Origin of the sequence: Treponema primitia ZAS-2 (genome assembly GCF_000214375.1) — a bacterium.
GTDB lineage: Bacteria > Spirochaetota > Spirochaetia > Treponematales > Breznakiellaceae > Termitinema > Termitinema primitia.
This window is the reverse complement of sequence record NC_015578.1, coordinates 2,946,780-2,966,760: the sequence shown is the minus strand read 5'-3', so window position 1 is coordinate 2,966,760 and position 19,981 is coordinate 2,946,780. Positions and strand designations below refer to the sequence as shown.

General features: G+C 51.7%; 14 protein-coding genes. 1 reads left to right on the top strand and 13 read right to left on the bottom strand.

Going from position 1 to position 19,981, the window contains the following annotated elements; all coding sequences use genetic code 11:
- Window positions 1-41: 41 nt before the first annotated feature.
- From TREPR_RS12810 to TREPR_RS12775, 8 genes are all read right to left on the bottom strand, one after another.
- The gene (locus tag TREPR_RS12810; protein WP_015708747.1) at window positions 42-866 is read right to left on the bottom strand and encodes an MBL fold metallo-hydrolase; all 825 of its coding nucleotides are present in this window, start codon (window positions 864-866) and stop codon (window positions 42-44) included.
- Between the two features lie 116 nt (window positions 867-982).
- Window positions 983-3,184: a hypothetical protein gene (locus tag TREPR_RS12805; RefSeq protein ID WP_015708746.1), complete on the bottom strand. Its 2,202-nt coding sequence runs from the start codon at window positions 3,182-3,184 to the stop codon at window positions 983-985.
- Window positions 3,185-3,198: 14 nt separating this feature from the next.
- Window positions 3,199-5,040: an Ig-like domain-containing protein gene (locus TREPR_RS17945; RefSeq protein WP_015708745.1), complete on the bottom strand. Its 1,842-nt coding sequence runs from the start codon at window positions 5,038-5,040 to the stop codon at window positions 3,199-3,201.
- A 446-nt stretch (window positions 5,041-5,486) separates the two neighbouring features.
- Window positions 5,487-5,714: an NAD+ synthetase gene (locus TREPR_RS12795; RefSeq protein ID WP_015708744.1), complete on the bottom strand. Its 228-nt coding sequence runs from the start codon at window positions 5,712-5,714 to the stop codon at window positions 5,487-5,489.
- A 50-nt stretch (window positions 5,715-5,764) separates the two neighbouring features.
- Window positions 5,765-8,980, bottom strand: coding sequence for an autotransporter outer membrane beta-barrel domain-containing protein (locus tag TREPR_RS12790; protein ID WP_015708743.1), 3,216 nt, complete (start codon window positions 8,978-8,980; stop codon window positions 5,765-5,767).
- A gap of 9 nt (window positions 8,981-8,989) precedes the next feature.
- Window positions 8,990-10,612 carry a bacterial Ig-like domain-containing protein gene (locus TREPR_RS12785; RefSeq protein WP_015708742.1) on the bottom strand — a complete coding sequence of 541 codons (1,623 nt, stop codon included), beginning with the start codon at window positions 10,610-10,612 and terminating at the stop codon, window positions 8,990-8,992.
- A 3-nt stretch (window positions 10,613-10,615) separates the two neighbouring features.
- Complete coding sequence (locus tag TREPR_RS12780) at window positions 10,616-11,683, bottom strand: outer membrane beta-barrel protein (protein WP_148257310.1); 1,068 nt, start codon at window positions 11,681-11,683, stop codon at window positions 10,616-10,618.
- A gap of 416 nt (window positions 11,684-12,099) precedes the next feature.
- Window positions 12,100-13,836: an NAD+ synthase gene (locus tag TREPR_RS12775; protein ID WP_015708740.1), complete on the bottom strand. Its 1,737-nt coding sequence runs from the start codon at window positions 13,834-13,836 to the stop codon at window positions 12,100-12,102.
- Between the two features lie 121 nt (window positions 13,837-13,957).
- Between TREPR_RS12775 and TREPR_RS12770 the strand changes: the two genes are divergently transcribed.
- Window positions 13,958-14,944 carry a LacI family DNA-binding transcriptional regulator gene (locus tag TREPR_RS12770; RefSeq protein WP_041611196.1) on the top strand — a complete coding sequence of 329 codons (987 nt, stop codon included), beginning with the start codon at window positions 13,958-13,960 and terminating at the stop codon, window positions 14,942-14,944.
- Window positions 14,945-15,072: 128 nt separating this feature from the next.
- On the opposite strand, the gene TREPR_RS12765 is transcribed toward TREPR_RS12770, so the two are convergent.
- The 5 genes from TREPR_RS12765 to TREPR_RS12745 all read right to left on the bottom strand — a co-directional run bounded on the left by TREPR_RS12765 (window position 15,073) and on the right by TREPR_RS12745 (window position 19,972).
- Window positions 15,073-16,686 carry an L-serine ammonia-lyase, iron-sulfur-dependent, subunit alpha gene (locus tag TREPR_RS12765; protein ID WP_015708738.1) on the bottom strand — a complete coding sequence of 538 codons (1,614 nt, stop codon included), beginning with the start codon at window positions 16,684-16,686 and terminating at the stop codon, window positions 15,073-15,075.
- 45 nt (window positions 16,687-16,731) lie between these two features.
- Entirely contained in the window at window positions 16,732-17,502 is a 771-nt protein-coding gene (locus TREPR_RS12760) for an amino acid ABC transporter ATP-binding protein (protein WP_015708737.1), read from the bottom strand.
- A complete protein-coding gene (locus TREPR_RS12755; protein ID WP_015708736.1) occupies window positions 17,499-18,215 on the bottom strand; it encodes an amino acid ABC transporter permease in 717 nt (238 codons plus the stop codon). The genes TREPR_RS12760 and TREPR_RS12755 overlap by 4 nt, the downstream gene beginning before the upstream one ends.
- 18 nt (window positions 18,216-18,233) lie before the next feature.
- The gene (locus TREPR_RS12750) at window positions 18,234-19,067 is read right to left on the bottom strand and encodes a transporter substrate-binding domain-containing protein (RefSeq protein ID WP_015708735.1); all 834 of its coding nucleotides are present in this window, start codon (window positions 19,065-19,067) and stop codon (window positions 18,234-18,236) included.
- Between the two features lie 131 nt (window positions 19,068-19,198).
- Entirely contained in the window at window positions 19,199-19,972 is a 774-nt protein-coding gene (locus TREPR_RS12745) for an HAD family hydrolase (RefSeq protein ID WP_015708734.1), read from the bottom strand.
- Window positions 19,973-19,981: the final 9 nt, after the last annotated feature.

The window sequence follows — 19,981 nt, the reverse complement described above, 5'->3', positions numbered from 1 at the left end:
TAATTATGCGCAGGAAAGCCCTTCCCTGCAAGGTCCGCTTTCTAGGGGAGCAAAAGCTCCAGCCCGTCGAAGCCGGGGGCAATAAACTGTGCCCCCAGGCTGTGTGTTTCCTGGTAACGATTGCAGTATTCCTCGATTTCTTCATGTGAATGGCTGTGACAGATATGGGTAAGGTAAGTCTGGTGGGCGCCTATTGCCCTTGCAGCATCCAGGGCCTGCTCAAAACTGAAGTGGGTTTCGTGGACCCGTTCCCGCAGCCCGTCAATGATAAGAATCTCCGTCCCCTGTATCAGATCCAGGGATTCGGCGGGGATGGCGCTGGTATCGGTGAGGTACACCGCGAAGGGGCTTTTCTCCCCGGGACCAAGGGTTCCAGCTTCCTGTATCATCCAGCCCAGGATGTCCAGGGTTCCGTGCTTAACCGGAACCGGGGTCAGGGTAAGGGCACCTATGCGTACCGGACTGCTCACCGGGTTCAGGCTTATCCGGGGTTTTCCGCCTCCCCGCTGGGTATTGATGAAGGCGTAGATGAAACGCTCCTCAATTTCTTTCATGGTCTGGGAGTTCCCGTAAATTGGGATTTCCCGTTCATAACTCAGGGGCCGCACATCATCCAGCCCGTGGACATGATCCGCGTGGGCATGGGTCAGGAACACCGCGTCCAAGGCGCTGATCCCCGCCCTCAGGGCCTGGAGTCGGAATTCCGGCCCCGTGTCGATGATCACCTGCTCTCCTCGGTCCCCCTGAATGAACAGGGATGCCCGCATACGCTTGTCCCGGGGATCTGTGGAGCTGCAAACCGGGCAGGAACAGCCGATGACGGGTATACCATGGGAGGTGCCGGAACCGAGGACCGTAAGCTTCATGGGCTTAGTATGGCTGAAAGCGGGGGAATTGAAAAGGGCGGGGCGGGGATAGGCGTAAAAAAAGCCCGGGAAGCGGAAGCCCCCGGGCTGCGGTTTCTTAACTAAACCTTGTTACTTTACCATGGCATGGACAGTTTTTCCATCTGCGAAAGGTTCAGGGTTATACTGGCAGCATAATTAACAGCTGAACTGCTCATATAAACATCATTGCTTTCAGTCATAACAGTGAAGTAAACCGAAGATGTATCCTGGGGAACCCTCAGTGCGAAGGAATTCACTCCTTGGGCCATGGCGATTATTTTCGAATAAGGCGCTTCTTGGCTAATATCGGAGCTGAGGATTTTGGAATTCGTAACAATTACCATCCCGATCACCGGAACCGTAACGGTCAATGATTTGGTTGTAAAGGACAATCCGTTCATGTTGATACCGGAAGCACCGCTGCTGACAGTAATCGTCCTGTTGTAACTTGAGTCCAGGGGTATGAGGACCTGAGAATAACCTTGCTCTATCAAAACGCTGAAATGTACGGTAGTATTGATGGCTTCGACCGACATGGACCAGTTGCCGCTTGCTTGAACCCCGGCTTCTCCTATAAAGGTATTATCCGCAGCAAAAGCCAACACCGTAGCTCCGTCAGGGGACTTGCCGTCCACTGTGCCTGATATGGTACCGCTCAGGGTGACAGAACTAATATCAATGTTGCCCAGGGTAAAACCGTCTTGGGTTACATTACCGCCAGTGATGGGTGTTCCGATGTATTTCTCCTGCCCAGGGCTGCTGCCGCCGCTGCTTACATATACCCAGGGATACAGGGTGGTTGGTGAAGACTGGGCTTCCATGAGTATGGACCAGGTTCTGGTAGAAGTATTGATCTGGCCCCTGCCCAACTGATCGCCATTACGGTTTTCATTGGCATAGAGAGATAGCTGCGCATTGGCTGGCGGAAAACCGTTATAGGTGACATTCGCCGTGCCGCTCAGGGTGATAAGGTTCAGCGGAATGGAACCTAAATCAATGTCGAGTATACTGGTAGTAGAGACGGATCTTGTAATTTCGGTTTCCCGCTCGAAATAACCGCCTCCAAGGGCATTTACACTTATGTCAAAGCGTACCTCTGTGGAAGCATTCAGGGGGGAGACGTTTATGGACCAGTGCCCCGAACTATCCACAGGGCCGCTCCCTAACCAGGAACTATAGTTGCCGCTTTGACTGTAGGCGGTTACTTGTAAATACTGGAGCGTGGCGCCAGTAACCGTTACATTCGCTGTGCCGCCCAGGGTGATGGTATTGATATCAATATTGCCCAGAGGAATGGTTTTGTTTGCATTGTAAATATTGTCTATTGGTCCGACGTATTTCCATTGGGAAATGCTGGGGCCGCCGATGGTGTAGATGTTTGCACTTACCCAAGCGTACAGGGTGGTTGATGATGCAAAGGGCAGCAAGTTTATGGACCATGTTCCATCAGGATTGATCCGGCTAGAGCCCAGTGGATTGCCGTTACGGTTTTCATTGGCAAAGAGAGATATTTGTGTGAAATCGGGTGTTACATTGTTAAGCTTAACAGTCGCCGTACCGCTTAGGGTGATAAAATCGGCGAAGTCCCCGGCGGTGTAGGTATAGTCTGCCCTGGTTTCCATATTGGAATAGATATGGATCACCTCGGTATGGCCGGCTTCCTGGTATCCATTTTCCAGGCGGACCTGGGCAAGATAATACCCCGGGGGGAGCGACGTCTGGCCGGAACGGTTCTCTGGCGCTGAAATAAGATTCAGGTATATATCCGTCCCCCCCCAAGAGCCGTCCATCAGAGTGAGCTGCAAATAGGCGCTATCAACCTTTTCTTCCGGAAAGCTTATGTTCCAGGATAAATACCCGTCGGGGCCTTCCTGGGTTGCGCTTATGGGAATGGAGATGGATGAATTTGTAGCGATGTCCACTGTCTGTGTTCCCTCGGCAGCGGCGAATTCTTTTTTACCTTCCCTTTCGACCAGTATTTCTACATAGCCTACAGCCGTGATATCCCAAACCTCAGCCGCAAGGCCCGTAATGACCACAGATGCTTTCCCGTTCAGCAGGGTTTCTATTCTTTTCACTTCGCCGCCCTGCTTGAAGATGAGTTCATATTTTGAAAATTGAGCATCCGGGTAGAGGGTACGGGCTGCCGCATCCTCCCCGATCACGCTGATGGTCACCTTCCCTGTGCTGGTATCCTGTTGGGAAGGGGTTAATAGATTGGAGCATCCCCCAAGGAAGAGGAGACCCCAAAGGCTTACTGCGGAAACTACCGCAAATAGTGAATTGTTTCTTTTCATGTTTCCATTCCTCCTTATTTAACTACCCGGAATTTCAGTTCCTTTGAATACGGAACAATGCCCTTATACACAACCACGGTAACCGTATGCTCTCCGACGGCAGAGTTGTAAAGATCGAAAACAAAAGAGCTGCTGCCAGACCCGCGCTGCTCCCCATCCACGTACCAGCCTATAGAATTCCAGTCCCCCACTAAGGTTATTTGGAGCGGACTTTGGCTGGTATTGCTTAGGGAAATATCGTTATTTGTACTTTTGGTGAGATCAATGGTTTGGTTATTAAACCCTTCAAAGGTAAAGGACAACTGCTTGCCGTCTTTAACCGTTACTGTGCACTCAGCCTTTTTTCCGCTGCCGTCTGCGGCTGTGGCGGTGATTATTGCTGTACCTACGCTTACGCCTTTCACCAACCCGTTGGTGGTAACCGTAGCTTTGCTGCTGTCACTGGATGTCCAGGTAAGGGTTTTGTTGGTGGCGGTATCCGGGGATACGATAGCGTTTAGCTGCAATGTACCGGTGGGGATAAGCTCAATGTTTGCAGGGAGGCTTATTGATTGGACGGGTATGGGAATTAAGCTGAATTCCCCGGTAATCGTCACATCGGCTGCGGGCATGGTAAAGGAATTATCGGTGATGAGAGTGGCTGTCGTCCCATTGTTGTATTTCAGGGTTCCCGATTTCAACTCATATCCCGAATAAGGGTTCGCAGTAACGGTAACAGATGTACCTTCTGTCACGGCGGTATTGGGGCTTGCCGAAATGGTTCCGCCGGTGACTTGGAGCAGGATGACTGAATAGGTGTTGGTCCCGCTAATTAAGCGGAATGCCCCGGTGATTGTCACATTGGCTGCGGGCATGGTAAAGGAATTACCGGTGATGGTATGGTCTGTCCCGTCGTTGTATTTCAGGGATCCCGGCGTCAACTCATACTTAGTAGCAGGGGTAACGGTGACGGTAACAGTGGTTCCTGCTGCCACATCTTGGAAGGGGCTTGCCGAAATGGTTCCATTGGTAATGCCGGAAGCTACGGTGACTGAGTGGTTGGTCTCGCTACTTAAGCTGAATGTCCCGGTAATTGTCACATTGGCTGCGGGCATGGTAAAGGAAGTTCCGGTGATGGCATGGTCTGTCCCATCGTTGTATACCAGGCTTGTCAACTCATACCCAGTAGCAGGGGCAGCGGTGACGGTAACGGTGGTTGTCGCTGCTACGCCGGTTGAGTGGCTTGCCGTAATGGTTCCATTGGTAATGCCGGAGGCTATGGTAACTGCAAACAGGGGTGTTCCATCAGAGATGAATGTCCCGGTGATGGTCACATTGGCTGCGGGCATGGTAAAGGAAGTCCCGGTGATGGTATGGTCTGTCCCGTCGTTGTATGTCAGGGTTCCCAACACATACCCCGGATCAGGGGTCACCGTGATGGTAACGGTATCTCCCACTTTCGCAGGGGAATCCGCCGAAATACTTCCGTGTTGAATGCCGGCGCTTGGAGTGATCGTATAAGTGTGGGTGAATGACCCGGTAACCGTTACATTTGCTGCGGGCATGGGAAACGTGTAGACCCCGGCAGCTATTGGTATGCCATTGTATGCCAGACTTCCCTCGGTAAACACATACTCTGTATCAGGGGTCACCGTGACGGTAACGGTGGTTCCCGCCGCCACGGCGGTATTGGGGCTTGCCGAAATGGTTCCACCGGTGGATTGCACTACGGTGACCGTATAGAAGCCGATTAGTGGGGTTGGGGTAGGATTCGTTGAGGAATCACACCCGGCCAGAACCAGAAGGCCGCCTAATACCAACAACCCAAGGGCCGGCAAAAAGGCGTTTTTCGCTTCCAAAATTCTCTTTTTCTTCATTCGTTTCTCCTTATATAGTTAATCCGGAATATTCGATCCGGCATCTGGGATAAAAGAGACAAAAAAATACCTGTTTCCAGGTACCGTTAAATGATGATATAAACTGTCTAAGAAAGAAGTATTTACACGCCCATAAATGGGGGGGGGGGGGTGCTAATTCATTATAATACAAGGAATTACACAAATCTATCATTGTCCTGCTTGTTCCCCTGCCAGCCGTTGGATAACAGCTTGTGTAGGAGTATACCACAGAGAAGGGAAAAACGGGTAGAATTTTATGAAAAAAGGTAAAATATTTTGGGGAAGATTTACCGCTGCTGATATTAACCCTAAATTGACTGCCATTCCGATCATTCACATTTTGCGACAATATGCGAATGAAATTGAGAACGGTGCGCTTGTTACTTTCCCCCCTCTTGTATCCTTAGTGGTTATTCATCTTCCCCCTAATTCCCCTCCCCAATCTCGTACACCCGCCGCGCTATGGGCATACGCCGGCCCATGCCGAAGGCCCGGGGGCTTACCTTGAGCACCGGCGGGGCCTGGCGGCGCTTGAATTCCGCCTTGGCCAAGTTCCTCATCCCAGCCCGCTTGACGATCTCGTCCTTGGAGAGGTTCTGGAATAGGTAGAGCTTGAGGATCTCGTCCAGCACCGAAAAAGTGGTGACAGTCACCTTTTTTTAACCAGCCCCGCCGCATGCAAGCAGCGGGGGTGTTAATTTTACTATTCCGTTACCAGTGTTCCATCGGTATGTATTTTGTATTCTACAATGGGTGTCTTAGTGTAATCGGGGTATGCTGAAACAAAATTTCCCAGGATGAACCGGTCATTTGGAATCTCTCCGTATCCTGGGACTTGTTTCAGTATTTCTTTATTTTCCCAATAATGATAATCAGCCTCGGGATACACAGCAAGATCAATCACGGCAATAGGATCGATGTCGGTGAAGTCCCTTGTAGTAATACTTGAGAAGTAGGCAGGAATTGCACTGTCGAAATCTAAACAAACTGCATTAGAAAAATCGATCCGCGCATCTTTCATGATGAAGGTTGCGTAGGCCGAAACATACACTCCGCTACCGATGGGCGCCGTGTTGCTTTTAATTTGCCCGTCCTGCATAGTGAAAGTTCCGGATAATGAAGACACCCCGCCGCCGCGATGGGACGCACTGTTGCCGCTGATTACTCCATTTTGCATGGCGAAAGTGCTGTTGTAGTCTAGATGCACCCCGCCGCCGAAGGATGCTGTGTTACCGTTGATTATTCCATACACCATGTTGAAGGGTGTGTTAGAATTTGTATACACCCCGCCGCCATAGGAATTGCCTGAATCAGCGGAGGCTGTGTTGCCATTGATTTGTCCGCCCAGCATGGTGAAATCAGAGGAAGATATTACAAATATTCCGCCACCGTTGGAATAACCTGAATTTGCGCGAACTGTATTGTCGCTGATTTCCCCACCCTGCATAGTAATACTTTCCGCGAAAGAATTTGCATATACTCCGCCACCGGAGGAATTTGAATTGGCGGAGACTGTATTGCCGCTGATTATTCCATCTTCCATACGAAAGGCTCCGCCGTTTACGAATACCCCTCCGCCGAGGGGGCCTGAATCGGCCAAGGCTTGGTTGCCGCTGATTTCCCCGTTCAGCATGGTGAAATCACCGGTGAAACCTACATGCACCCCGCCGCCGGAGGAAGAACTTGAATATGCCAAGGCATTGTTAGTATTGATCTTTCCACTATGTATAGTGAAATCACCGCTTTCTAAATATACTCCACCACCGTGGGAAGTACTTCCTGAACTGGAAGCTGTGTTTCCATTGATCTGTCCGCCTCGCATGGTGAACTCACCGCTACCTACATATACCCCACCGCCGAAGGCTGGACTGGCGGTGGAGGAGGCTTTGTTGGTATTGATCTCTCCGCCCTGTATGATAAAAATGCCGCCTTGTACATACACCCCCCCGCCGTCGGAAGTATTTGAATTGGAGGAGGCTTCGTTGCCACTGATCTCTCCGCCCCGCATAGTGAACTCACCGGAGCTATCTACAAATACCCCACCGCCGCGGGACTGACCTGAAGTGGAGGAGGCTTCGTTTTTATTGATTTGTCCACCCGGCATATTGAAATTACCGTTGGCTACATACACCCCGCCGCCGTCGGAAGAACCTGTATTGGCGGAGGCTGTGTTGCCACTGATTATGCCATCGACTATGGCAAAGGATCCGTTGCCTACGAATACTCCGCCACCGAAGGTATTTGTATCGGCGGAGATTATGTTGTCGCTGATTTGTCCGCCCTGCATGGAGAAAGCGCTACCTACATGCACTCCGCCGCCGGAAGAAGTAGTACTTGAACTGACGATTTCGTTTTCACTGATTATGCCATTGACTATGACAAAGGATCCGTTGGCTACATATACCCCGCCACCGTGAGAATCAGCTAAATCGGAGGAGACTTTGTTACCATTGATTTGTCCGCCCTGCATGGAGAAGTTGCCGTTGGCTACATATACCCCGCCGCCAGAGGAAGGGCCTGAAACGGCGGAGGTTGTGTTGTCGCTGATTTGCCCACCCCGCAGGATGAAACCATTGCTGCTAGCTACATACAGCCCACCACCATAGGAAAGACCTGTATTGGCGGAGGCTGTATTGCCGCTGATTTGCCCACCTTGCATGATGAAACTGCCGCTGCTATCTACATACACCCCGCCGCCACAGGAAGGGCCTGAAACGGTGGAGGCTGTATTGCCGCTGATTTGCCCGCCCCGCAGAAGAAAGGTTCCGCCGCCTACACGTACGCCGCCGCCACTCCCGCCGCAGTTTTTATTACCCGTAATAATTCCATTTTCCACAATAAGATTACCGTTGGAAATGTAAATGAGGGCCTGGTTATTATCTTTTTCTGTCCCCCGGCCTTCAAGGATAATATTTTTTAAAATCAGTGTAATGTTGGGAGTACTTAAGGAAAAGATTGCACCATCATGGGGCTCATCCGCAAGGGTTATGGTATTCCCGTTCCCCCGTATGGTTATACGCTTACTTGTACCTGCAAAAGAATAATCCAGGTCGTAAGGTTCAAATCCCGATTCGTCCTTCTTCATAATTATCGTAAAATCCGTACCACCGGCTGCCCTAATGTAATTTAACACATCTTTAAGACTTCTGTCGTCATTCACGCTAGCGGCTTCGGTTGAGGTAAAATCATCCCCGGTAAAATTATACTCATCCCCAGTGCTTGTTTTCCGGTCCTTGTAAATATGTACCACCTCAGTTTTTGTGGTCCAGCCTGAGGCCCCGATAGCGCCGTCATAGAGGTCAATGGTTAGATAGTAATACCCTGTGGCAAAATCCTGGGTTCCTTCTATTGTATAAAAACCCTCGGAAGAATTGGCGCCGGATAATAAATTAATCGGATCAATAGGTGGATCACTAGCCTTGTTTGTCAGTGGGGAAAGTTTCAGTGATGCCTCAGTTACGGTATCCGGAAAACTAATTGTATACTGTAAAGTCCCCTCTCCTTCAAGGATCTGGGGCGTTAGGTTTATTGTTACAGCGCTTATACCGCCCGCAGTTACATTAATACGAGTTTTTTCACCCCGGAGCAATGGTTCTTCCTCGTCAGGTGCCCCTTCCGCCAGCCCAACTACCGTAAGGTCCCAGGCGCCGGTCTCCAGTTCAATCTGCAGGGACGTGCCATTGGCATACGCAATAACATCCGCCTTCCCCGCAGACACAAAGATAAATTTGTAAGTCTCCAGGGCAATGGGCATTAAGGTGCGCTGGTTAGCGCCGATGTTTACCAGCACTATCCCCTTGTCAGGCCCGGGGCTGTTGTATGTTCCCTGTATGGGGTTGTTACAGCCCATGTAGAGAGTGCTTATAAAAAAGACTGTGATAAGGAATAATCCTGTTGGGTGCGCTGTATTCGGTTTCATTTTTTTCTCCTATAGTTCAATGGTAATTGCCGCTGAATAGGGTACGCCCTGTTTATAGGCTGTTATCCATACTTGATGTTTCCCCGGGCTTAAGGTAAGGGTTCTGTCACCACTGCTAAGGTCGACTAAGGCGGCAGCATGGCCATCCACAAACCATTGATAGTTGTTAAAACCAAAGGATGCTTCCAGTTGGTCTGCCGAAAATTTAGTGATGCTTATTTCTGTTGTTGCAGGCGGGGGTATCAGGGTGATACCTCCGGACCCGGTATTGGGGTTCACGATAACTGCAAACACGGCGGTTTTTCCGCCTTTAGTAATGGTAATCGGTTTTGTTCCGGGGCTTGTGGAATCGAAGCCGGTAATATTCAAGCTGTTTATGGCTTCGGTCTTTGTGATGCCACCGGTATAGGTACCGGTAACGATAAGGCCGTCTGGGTTAAAAGGATCGCCAATATTGTACCGTAATATCCTAGGCAGGGAGGAAATGGTAATAGCCGCCAAAGTTGCTGCCGGTATAGGCGTGTTAATGGTAACCGCGAAGATAGCAGTTTTTCCGCCTTTAGTAATGGTAATCATTTTTGTTCCGGCGCTTGTGGAATCAAAGCCGGTAATATCGGCATCCTCTATGGTTTCGGTTTGTGTCCTGCCGTCGGTATAGGTACCGATAACGGTAAGGCCGGTCCGGACAAAAGCTTCGCCAATGTTGTACTGCAGCTTTGCCGGGAGTTTGGAAATGGTAATAGCTGCCAGGACGGGAGATCCCGCCTGGGGGCTGACAATAACTGCAAAGGTGGCGGTTTTTTCGCCCTTAGTAACCGTAATGGTTTTAGTCCCCGGGCTGGTAGAATCAAAGCCGGTAATATCGGCATCCTCTATGGTTTCGGCCAGGGTGCTGCCGTTGGTATAGATCCCGCTTACGGTAAGGCCGGTCCGGGCAAAAGATTCACCAATGTTGTACTGCAGCTTTGCCGGGAGTGTAGAAATGGTAATAGCCGCCAGAACAGGATTTGCCGCCTGAGGGCTGACGATAACGGCAAAGGTGGCGGTTTTTTCGCCCTTAGTAACCGTAATGGTTTTAGTCCCCGGGCTGGTAGAATCAAAGCCGGTAATATCGGAATCTTCTATGGTCTCGGCCTGGGTTCTGCCGTCGCTGTAGGTCCCGGTTACGGTAAGGCCGGTCCAGACAAAAAGCTCACCAATGTTGTACTGCAACTTTGCCGGGAGTGTAGAAATGGTAATAGCCACCAGAACAGGATCCGCCGCCTGGGGGCTGACGATAAGCGTAAAGGTGGCGGTTTTTCCGCCTTTAGTAACCGTAATGGTTTTAGTTCCCGGGCTGGTAGAATCAAAGCCGGTAATATCGGAATCCTCTATGGTTTCGGCCTGTGTAGTGCTGTCGGTATAGGCGCCGGTGACCTCAAGGCCGGATCGGTCAAAAGCTTCGTTTAAAGCGTATTGGAGCTTAGTCGGCATCTTGGAAATGCTAATGGCCGCCAAGCTTGGCGCCTGGGGGCCGCTCTGGTCCAACAGGTGTTTGGGATCCGTACTGTCAAGCGTGCCTATGCAGGAATGCAGCAACAATAGTGCCGGCAGTACAACGAACGGCAGTAATTGATTCAATTTCATTTTCATAATCTATTTCCTTCCCCGCTTGATAAACCCCAGTTCATAACCAAGGGAATAAAAAAGCATATTTCGTTTATATACATCCAGGTCGCCCCAGGGGCCGGAAAGCCCGGTGGCCTGCAGGTCCGTAGCAAACCGGATATCCCCAAACAGGGTTCCGGGCCCCAGTTTTATGCCCATGGTCCCGCCGAGGATCAACCCAAAGGGCGCCGAGTAATTATATTCGTAGTCACTGTCTGCAATACGAAAGGTCATTGCTTGCAGGGGAATAGAACAATAAGCTCCCCCAAAGACGGAGAAGGAAAAGAGCCGGGGATAGAAGGTGAATTTTGCCAACAGGGGGAGCATCACCGTAGCGTTGCTGAAGGATGCCAGGGTGCCATTTTTTGTAACCAGCATATCCCCCATAAAAACTGCTTCCGTTTGCAGGGCAAAGTGGGTAAAAAACTGGTACGATAGCTGGGCTGCAAAATCCCCGGACCAGGAAACCGAAGCTTCCCGGCCGTCTCCCCAATAGGATTTATCCAGGGTATAGAAATGGGTGGAAAGGCCCCCCCGTACCCCCAGATACAATAGCTTTAATTCCCCCGGAGTGGCAGTATTATGGCTCTTCCCTGTTAAGGAATCCAAGAGTTGGTTTGGGACGATAGTTACAGTCCGGCTGCCCTGAATCTTGGCGGACTGAACATCAATGGCCTGGACCCGGAGCCGGTAAAAACTATCGGTATAGGAAATGGTCACGGACAGTATGGTCTGGGCGCCTAGTTTTTCGCCAATGGTTTGAACCATTTCATCGCTCAGTTCTCCGGATAATGGGGGGGCTAAATGCTGGGGGTCCACCATGGTAAAGAGATCCGTATCCACCGTATAGGCGTGTATTTCGTCGATCACATATTCAGCCAGGTCGGGAGAATCGGACTGGACGTTTAGGGCTACGACAGTGGAATTGTCCGGTATCTTGGCGCTTAAATAATGCAGGGTATCCTGCAGGGCCTCATCGAAGGGCACCGCTTCCTGGGCAAAACAGAAAAGGCCGGTATTCAACAGGATAAGGCACCCCAATAGGATTTTACGCATGACCGTTTCCCCCTTCGGAAACACCGGGAGAATCGGACTTGCTAGGGCAAACTTTTTTATTGCATAAAAAATGGGGGGGGGGGGGGGGGGTAATTCGTTACAGTACAAAGAATTATACAATTTTATTATACTCCTGGTTTTTTCTATTAGCCCTTGGACGGTAATCTGGTTTGAGTATACCACAGGGAGCGAGAAAGGAGGAATAGGAGGTTTAGTAAAAAAGAGGTTTTTTTACTGCGCTTTTTTAGTAGACTGGTAAAATGGAAGATTTACCGCAGAGGCGCAGAGGAAGAACGCAGAGCTCACGGAGGAAGAGGGGAGGGGGGTGCGCTTATTCCTTTCTTCCCTCTGTGTCCTCTGTGCCTCTTCTGCTATCTCTGTGGTAAATCTTCATTCTTCAATTCCGCGATCCCCCCTCAGTTCCCCTCCCCAATCTCGTATACCCGCCGCGCAATGGGCATACGCCGTCCCATGCCGAAGGCCCGGGGGCTTACCTTGAGTACCGGCGGGGCCTGGCGGCGCTTGAACTCCGCCTTGGCCACGGCGCCGATGATCCGGCCTGCCAGTTCCTCATCCCAGCCCCGCTTGACGATCTCGTCCTTGGAGAGGTTCTGGAACAGGTAGAGCTTGAGGATCTCGTCCAGCACTTCGTAGGGGGGGAGGCTGTCCTGGTCCTTTTGGTTGGGCCGCAGTTCCGCTGAGGGGGGCTTGTCGATGATCGCCTCGGGGATGATGGGCTTGCCTCCCGCCTCAAGGGACCGCTCGTTGATGCGCTTGCAGAGGGCAAAGACCTCGGTCTTGAAAAGGTCGCCGATGGGGCCTACGGAACCGTTGGTGTCCCCGTAGAGGGTGCAGTAGCCCATGGCAAGCTCGCTTTTATTGCCCGTGGTGAGGAGCATGGAATCGAATTTGTTGGAAAAGGCCATCATCAGGGTACCCCGGATACGGGCCTGGAGGTTTTCTTCGGCGATATCAAAGGGGCGTTTTTCAAAAACCCCCTCCAAGGTGCCAAGAAAACTGGTGAACACCGTTTCTATGGGGAGAACTTCGTAGCGGCAGCCCAGGTTTTCCGCCAGCTCCTTGGCGTCGTCCTTGGAACCCTGGGAGGAATACCGGGAGGGCATGCTGAAACAGGCGATATTGTCCTTGCCCGCTGCCCTGACCCCCAGGTAGGCTACCAGGGCGGAGTCTATGCCCCCTGAAAGCCCCAGGTGAGCCCGCTTGAAGCCGCACTTGTCCATGTAATCCCGGATGCCCATTACAAGGGCTTCCTCCAGCATGTCCAGTTCGTACCGGGTAAGGCCCACCTTGAAGGGGTCATCCCCGGTTAAATCGGGCATTTGGTTTTGCAGGGAGGTGCCGGTTTCCCAGCTTACCAGGTCTTCCTCAAAGCCTTTGGCCAGGACCTGCACTGGGTAGTTTCTCCGGGAGGCATCCCTGGAGGCATCTTTCGTGGGGGCTATGATGAAGGAGCGGCCGTCAAAGAGGATGGAGTCGTTGGCCCCTACGGAGTTAATGTAGACAAAGGGGATATTGCCCCGGATGGCGATCCGTTCAGCCAGGGCCTGGCGGACCTTCAGTTTTCCCGCCATGTAGGGGGAGGCCGAGGGGACGCAGAGCAGGCTGATGCCCTGGTCCAGCAGTTCCCCCACGGGGTCCCGGATATAGTGGGTCCCCGGGATACTGGTTTCCCGCCACACATCCTCGCAAATGGCAATGCCGATTCGCTCCCCTTTGTACTCAAAGGCGGACCATTCCCGACAGGGCTCAAAATTCCGTGCCTCGTCAAACACGTCGTAGGTGGGGAGCAGGGTCTTGAGCTGGCTAAAGGCTATTTTCCCGTCCAGCAGCACCCCGTATTCATTGACCAGGGACTTGCCCCCGGCATAGGGATTCCGGTTCACATAGCCTATCCCCACGGCTATGCCAGGGGGCAGCTCCCGCTGAAGTATATGGATGGAACGGATGTTCATTTCCACAAAACTGTCCTGATCCAGGAGATCCATGGGGGGGTACCCGCAAACCGCCAACTCCGGAAACAGGATCAGGTCCGAATGTTCCTCCAGAGCTTTTTTTGTAAAGCCTAGGATTTTTTCCCGGTTGCCGGAAAAGTCCCCGATGGTAGAATTGATTTGAGCTATTGATATACGCATATAAGAATTTTAATACAAATACCCGTAAGAGTGAATAGAGGATAGACATTTACAGATGAAATTGAGTATTTTATATATATGTAAAATAGTAATAATTAATGAAGCATCAGTGAGTGGGATTATGAGTGGGATTAAGGATATAGCGGCAGCTGCGGGAGTTTCGGTCTCCACGGTTTCCAATGTGCTGAACAACAAACCGAATGTGGGGGCCGTGACCCGGAGCCAGGTGCTGAAACTCTGCCAGGAGATGAACTATGTCTCCAAGGCCGCGTCAGGAAAATACCAATCCGGAAGAAACCGGACGATTCTTTTCAATTTCAGCGATTTTGATCGGTGCTTTTATTTGAAAGTAATAGAAGGGATCAACGATTACGCAGGGGACAATGGCTACGACCTCCTGACCTGTACCACCCGGACCTGTGAGAAGTACCTCCATAACGGCCTCACTGACGGCTGCATCATCCTGGACAGCCGCATGGGGAACGACATCATACGCCGAGCCGCCCGGAACGGCTATCCCCTGGTGCTCCTGGACCGCATCCTGCCGGATTCCAATATCAAGAGTCTGGTGGTAAACAACTATGAGGTTATGACCGAACTGATGGAGGGGCTGGTCAAACGGGGGTACCGGAATTTCGCCTTTGTGGGCGGCCCGGAATACTTAGGGGATACACGGGAGCGCTTCCAGGCCTATACGGATGTGCTGACCACCCACGGTCTTTCCCATCTCAAGGAAAACTACTTTTCCGGAGACTACCAGGAAGGAAACGGCTACCAGGCCCTTACCATACTACTCCTGGGGGGAAAGCTGCCTGAAATCCTGGTCTGCGCCAACGACAACATGGCCGCCGGGGTGATCCGCGCCCTGGAAGAGCGGGGCTACCGGGTGCCCGAGGATGTGGCGGTTACGGGCTTTGACAACAGCGAGCGGTCCGAGGCCCTGGGGCTTACCACGGTAGCGGTCCCTAATTACGAGCGGGGCTACTTGGCGGCTCGGACGCTTATCGAGAATATCAATGGGAAAAACAATTTTGAGCCACAGAGAATATCTGCTTCGGTTAGGTGGAGGAAAACTGTGGAGGATGATCACTTTAGTAAAATTATTTGACAATGGGTTATGATAATGTATTGGGGTAGTGATCGGGTGGGGATGCCTTGGAACCATTGTTAAATATTTTAGTGGGGGATGCCTTGGGAGTAGTGCTATGCATAAACAAGTAATTGCGTGCAGGTTGATCACCCCGTAACCGCCTCCCACTTGAGCTTGCCCTTCATTACATCCTGTGACAAAAACTGCTGGCAGCCGGCGGCGGTGGCAGTACAGTTAACCCCGCAGGAAGATCCGCTGACTGCCTGTGGGTATTGCTGGCGGGTGTGCTCAATGACGTAGAGCATCTCGTGGTAGGGTATTAGGGGGTTTATGCCGCAGAGGGCCATGTCGGCGTAGAGGGGGGCAGTGAGGGCCGCCCGTACTGTGCGGGTCAGGCAGGGGAATTCCAGGCCCCCGGGGATGGGATCGCAGGGTATGCCGATATTGGCCTGCAGGGCCATGGAAGCAGCGTATTGCACCTGTTGTCCCGTGCCCCCGGCCATCCAGGTGATGGCTCCGGAAGCCATGGCGCAGCAGACACCGGATTCTCCCACACAGCCTGAAACACCGGAACTGTGGGCCAGGGTAAAGGCAATGGCCCCCAGTTGGGCGGCGATCACCAGGCCTTCAAGCTGCTTTTCCCGGCTCAGGCCCCGGGCTTCCCGCACCCCTTCCAGGGCGGAGAAAAGGTAACCACCGCCTGTGCCCATGGGGCCCGGGACAATTTTGACCCCCGGTATCTTGGCGTTCACCGAAAAAGCGTAATCCATGATCCGGGAAGTAAGGGGATCCTGCAGGACCTTGCCGGCCTGTTTATAGCGGTTCCAATTTTTTCCATATACCGGAAGGAGGGGGGTGTCAGAAACATTGTCGACCCCCAGGTCTTCTAACGCATGGATCTGATGGAAAAGAATATCCCTGATCTGCTCAAAATAATCCCATATCTGCTTTTCTGTCCATCCGGAAAAGGCTTTTTCGTAGGCAATGGCGGCGTCAACAAAACTAATGCCCTCTTTTTCCGCATAGGCTATCCATTCGTCCACGGTTTTGAAAAGCTGTTCCTGCCGGCCATTGAAACTTACCACAGGCAGCAGGGCAGTGAAAACAAGGTAGTCGGGTTTTTCAAAATATTTTTCCAGTTCCCTATCCTCCAGGGGACTGGAAAGCTCTATGAACCAGGCCTCTTCGCCCCGGGCATTCCGGTAGGGCTTAGAATCAACCAGTATTGATTGGTGCTCCTGCAGGAATGCTGTGCGGCGCCCTTCTGTGCCGGGTGTTTTTTTCAACAGTATCCCGTGGGTGTCCCCTTGCCAGACAATGGGGAAATGGTTTATCTCATAGGAGCTAATCATGCCTCCCCCTATGGAAGCCCCGATAAAGCGGCCTTTTTCACCGTTACTGTTTTCTACATCAAAGGTAACCGAGCCGGGATAGGCATTGTCTTCGGGCAGAAACCCAAATTCATATGATATGCCCTTTTCCCGGGCCAAATCATGGGCCCGGAAGAGCCGCTCATCGTCAGTGGCAAAGCCCTGGAGGCCTCCCAGAAAAGCCCGGTCCTCCATCATGTTGCCCAGTTTGCCAAAATAGCCCTTCTCGCTGGGGTTAAAGGATATTTTGACCCGCTTTGGCTCCTGGCTTACCGTAAAAGAAGCGGCCCGCCCAACCCGGCTGTTGCCGGCAAAGCTGCTGCTCGATCCGGGCTGCATGATGGGCCCGAAAACATCGTTAAAAAAATCGGGATAAAAAATTTTGCTCATATCATTCCTCCATACAGGTAGTATTTCTATCAAACTACGGTGGTCTTACCAAACTACTTCAAAATCACGGTTTTTTTTAAGAAACTGCCTGGTGCGTTCCTGGGTGGGGTGGTTAAACACCTGATCGGGGCTGCCGTCTTCAACGATAAGCCCATCATCCAGGAGGATAACCCGGGATGCTACTTCATTGACAAAACGCATCTCGTGGGAGACCAGGATCATGGTCAGTCCCTGCCGGGCTATGCCTTTGATCACATCCAGTACCTCTGCTACCCATTCGGGGTCCAGGGCGCTGGTGGGTTCGTCAAAGAGCATCACCTGGGGATCTACTGCCAGGGCCCGGGCGATGCCAACCCGCTGCTGCTGCCCCCCGGAAAGCCGGGATGGGTATTCCTTTAGTTTATCTTCCATCCCCACGGACCTGAGAATGGCCAGGGCCTTTTCTTCGGCCGCAGCCTTTTCCAGTTTTTTTACTACCACAAGACTTTCGGTGACATTCTGCAGTACCGTCTTGTTTTTGAAAAGATTGTAGTGCTGAAACACCATAGACGTTTTTGAACGTAGGCGCAGAATATCTGTTTTTTTTACCGAAGCCACGTTAACTGTTTCCCCATCAATGGTAATGGAACCTGTATCGGGCTTTTCAAGCCAGTTCAGGGTGCGCAGCAGGGTTGTTTTTCCCGCGCCGCTGGGCCCGATGATCGAAAGGATCTCCCCCTTTTTAACCGAAAGGCTCACCCCCTTGAGTACCTGATTTGTGCCAAAAGATTTGGTGATATCCTTCAGGGTTATTACCTGTTCCTGGATGGGGCTCATGGGTTTATCGTCCTTTCATGTTTTCGGGAACCCTTTTCGGCAGCAGCGAGGAGCCGGGAAATAAAGGTACAGATAACCCAGTAGATGATGGACACAACCACATAGATTTCAAAGAACCGGTATCCCCGGGCGCCGACAATCTTTGCCCGGGCCATTAAATCGATAATAGAAATAGTAAACACCAGGGAAGTTTCCTTGATAAGGGATACCAGGGTGTTTGCCAGGGGCGGAATAGCGATGCTGAAGGCCTGGGGAATGACGATGCGCATGAGGGTTTGCCCCACAGTCATGTTCACACTGTACGCGGCCTCAAGCTGGCCCACATCCACCGCCAGGAGTGAGCTTCTGATGGTTTCCGACATATAGGCCCCGGCATTGAAACCCAGGGCAATGATGGCGAAGACCAGCCGGGGCACACCGTTTATATTAAAATTGGTGCCCAAATAGACATTCAGGGCCCTGAGAAACAGGGGTATCCCGAAATAGACCAGCATAATCTGTACCAGCATGGGGGTGCCCCGGATATAGGACACATAGACCTGACAGATCTGGGAGAGACCGCGGATATTAAAGTAGCGGATCAAGGCTACAAAAAGTGCGATGACCAGCCCAATAACCGCGGATATGAGGGCCAGGAGGAGGGTAAGGGGAAGGGCGGTCAGAATTTCCGGTACCGATTGTATCATGAACCCTATGTCGAATATCTTCCCCATACCACTCTCCGATTTTTTCTAAAGTCCTGCCGCGACAGCTTCCTGGGTGGTATAATTCTTACCGAAGAAGTATTTGCGGGACAGCTCTGCTAATTTGCCGTTGGCCAGGAGCTGTTTCAGGGCCCCGTCAAATGCATCCTGATAGGTTTTGCCTGTTTCGGTTTTCGGAAACAGTAAATGTATAGAACTGACAGTCAGCTCCGGTGTGGTGATCCCCGTGATCTTGTACCCCAGGGATTCAGCGGTAAGCTGGGTGGTAATAAAACTGGTAATTGTAGCGTCCACTCGGCCGGTTTCAATTTCCGTAAGGGCGTTAACGATGTTGCCATCGGTGTAGACGATTTCAATATTGCTGTTTGTGGTTTTGATGTACTCCTCAAGCCAGGTAGTGGTGGAGGTTCCGACCCCGGCAGCCACCTTCTTCCCCTTCAGGTCGCTCAGGGAATGGATGTCCGTCCGGCCCGACTTAAAGACGATCTCCGAGGCGCCCCAAAGATAGGGTACCGTGGAGAGGTAATATTTTTCCTCCCGCTCCTTGCGCCACCCCAGGTTGCTGGCGATAAGATCAAAATCCCCCCCCTCCAGGGCGACAAAGATCCCGTCCCAGGCGGTGGGGACAAAGACAAATTGGTATTGGGGCAGCAGTTCCCCAATGGCCTTTACCACTGCCACGTCGTACCCGTCGGCTTCCCCGGTGGCGGTCACGAAGTTATAGGGCGGATAGGCTCCTTCGGTGCCGACCCTGACGATGGTCTTTGCCCCGGGACTGCTTTTTGTGTCCTTGCTGCCCCCGGCAAACAGGACGGATCCGGCTAAAACAAGCAGGATAGTCACAATTGCATACTTTTTCATGATATTTCTCCTTTTTTATGTTTCCCGTTGTATAACATATTATATCAATCGGGATTATATGATAAGATAATATAACTTACCATGAAAAAGTGTCAAGAGACTTTTTCATGGTTTTTTCGGAAATCGGTAAGCTAAGTCAGCACCCACTTTTTCACCGCTTGGGCGATCCCGCCCTGTCCGCAGTCGGCGGTGATGGCCCCTGCCATCTGCTTCAGCTCGTCGCAGGCGTTACCCATGGCTATGCCCAGGCCGGCGTAGCGGATCATACTCATGTCGTTGAAACTGTCCCCCATGGCGACGCTGTTTTCCCGGGCTATACCGAGTTCCTTCAATATTAATTCCATGCCATGGGATTTGCTTTCGCCCTTGAGGATGCCTTCAAAATAATCCGGGAATGGGTTGAGGTCAAAGTAATCTTCAAGCAGGGCCTGTTCCTCAGCGGAAGCGCTTCCGTCTATGCTCAGTTTGGTTACCTGGGCGTCCTTGTACCGGGTGAGGAAATCATCTTTGTTTTTGACAGACAGAATATCTGTGACAAAAAGGTCGGAGTTGTTTTCGTTTATGCCGTAGAGGGCGGTTTCCCCCTCAAAGACACACCACTTTTTGCTGTTCAGATAAAAGGCGCTGATTTCGAGGAGGGCTTTTTCCGGTATAGCCCTGCAATGGACGGTTTTCCCCCTGAATAGGATTTGTGCGCCGGCGCCGCATACCATGCCGTCTATCCAGGGGGCGTCCCGCAGGACCGGGGGAAGATTTCCAAAGCCCCGGCCGGTGTTAAGAAAAAACAGGTGTCCCTGTTTTCTGGCCTCTTCAATCGCTTCAATGTCTTCGTTAAAAGGACCCCTCTTCCCTAGAATCAGGGTCCCATCTATGTCCAGAAATACTGCTTTCTGCGTATGCGGCATTGTATATTC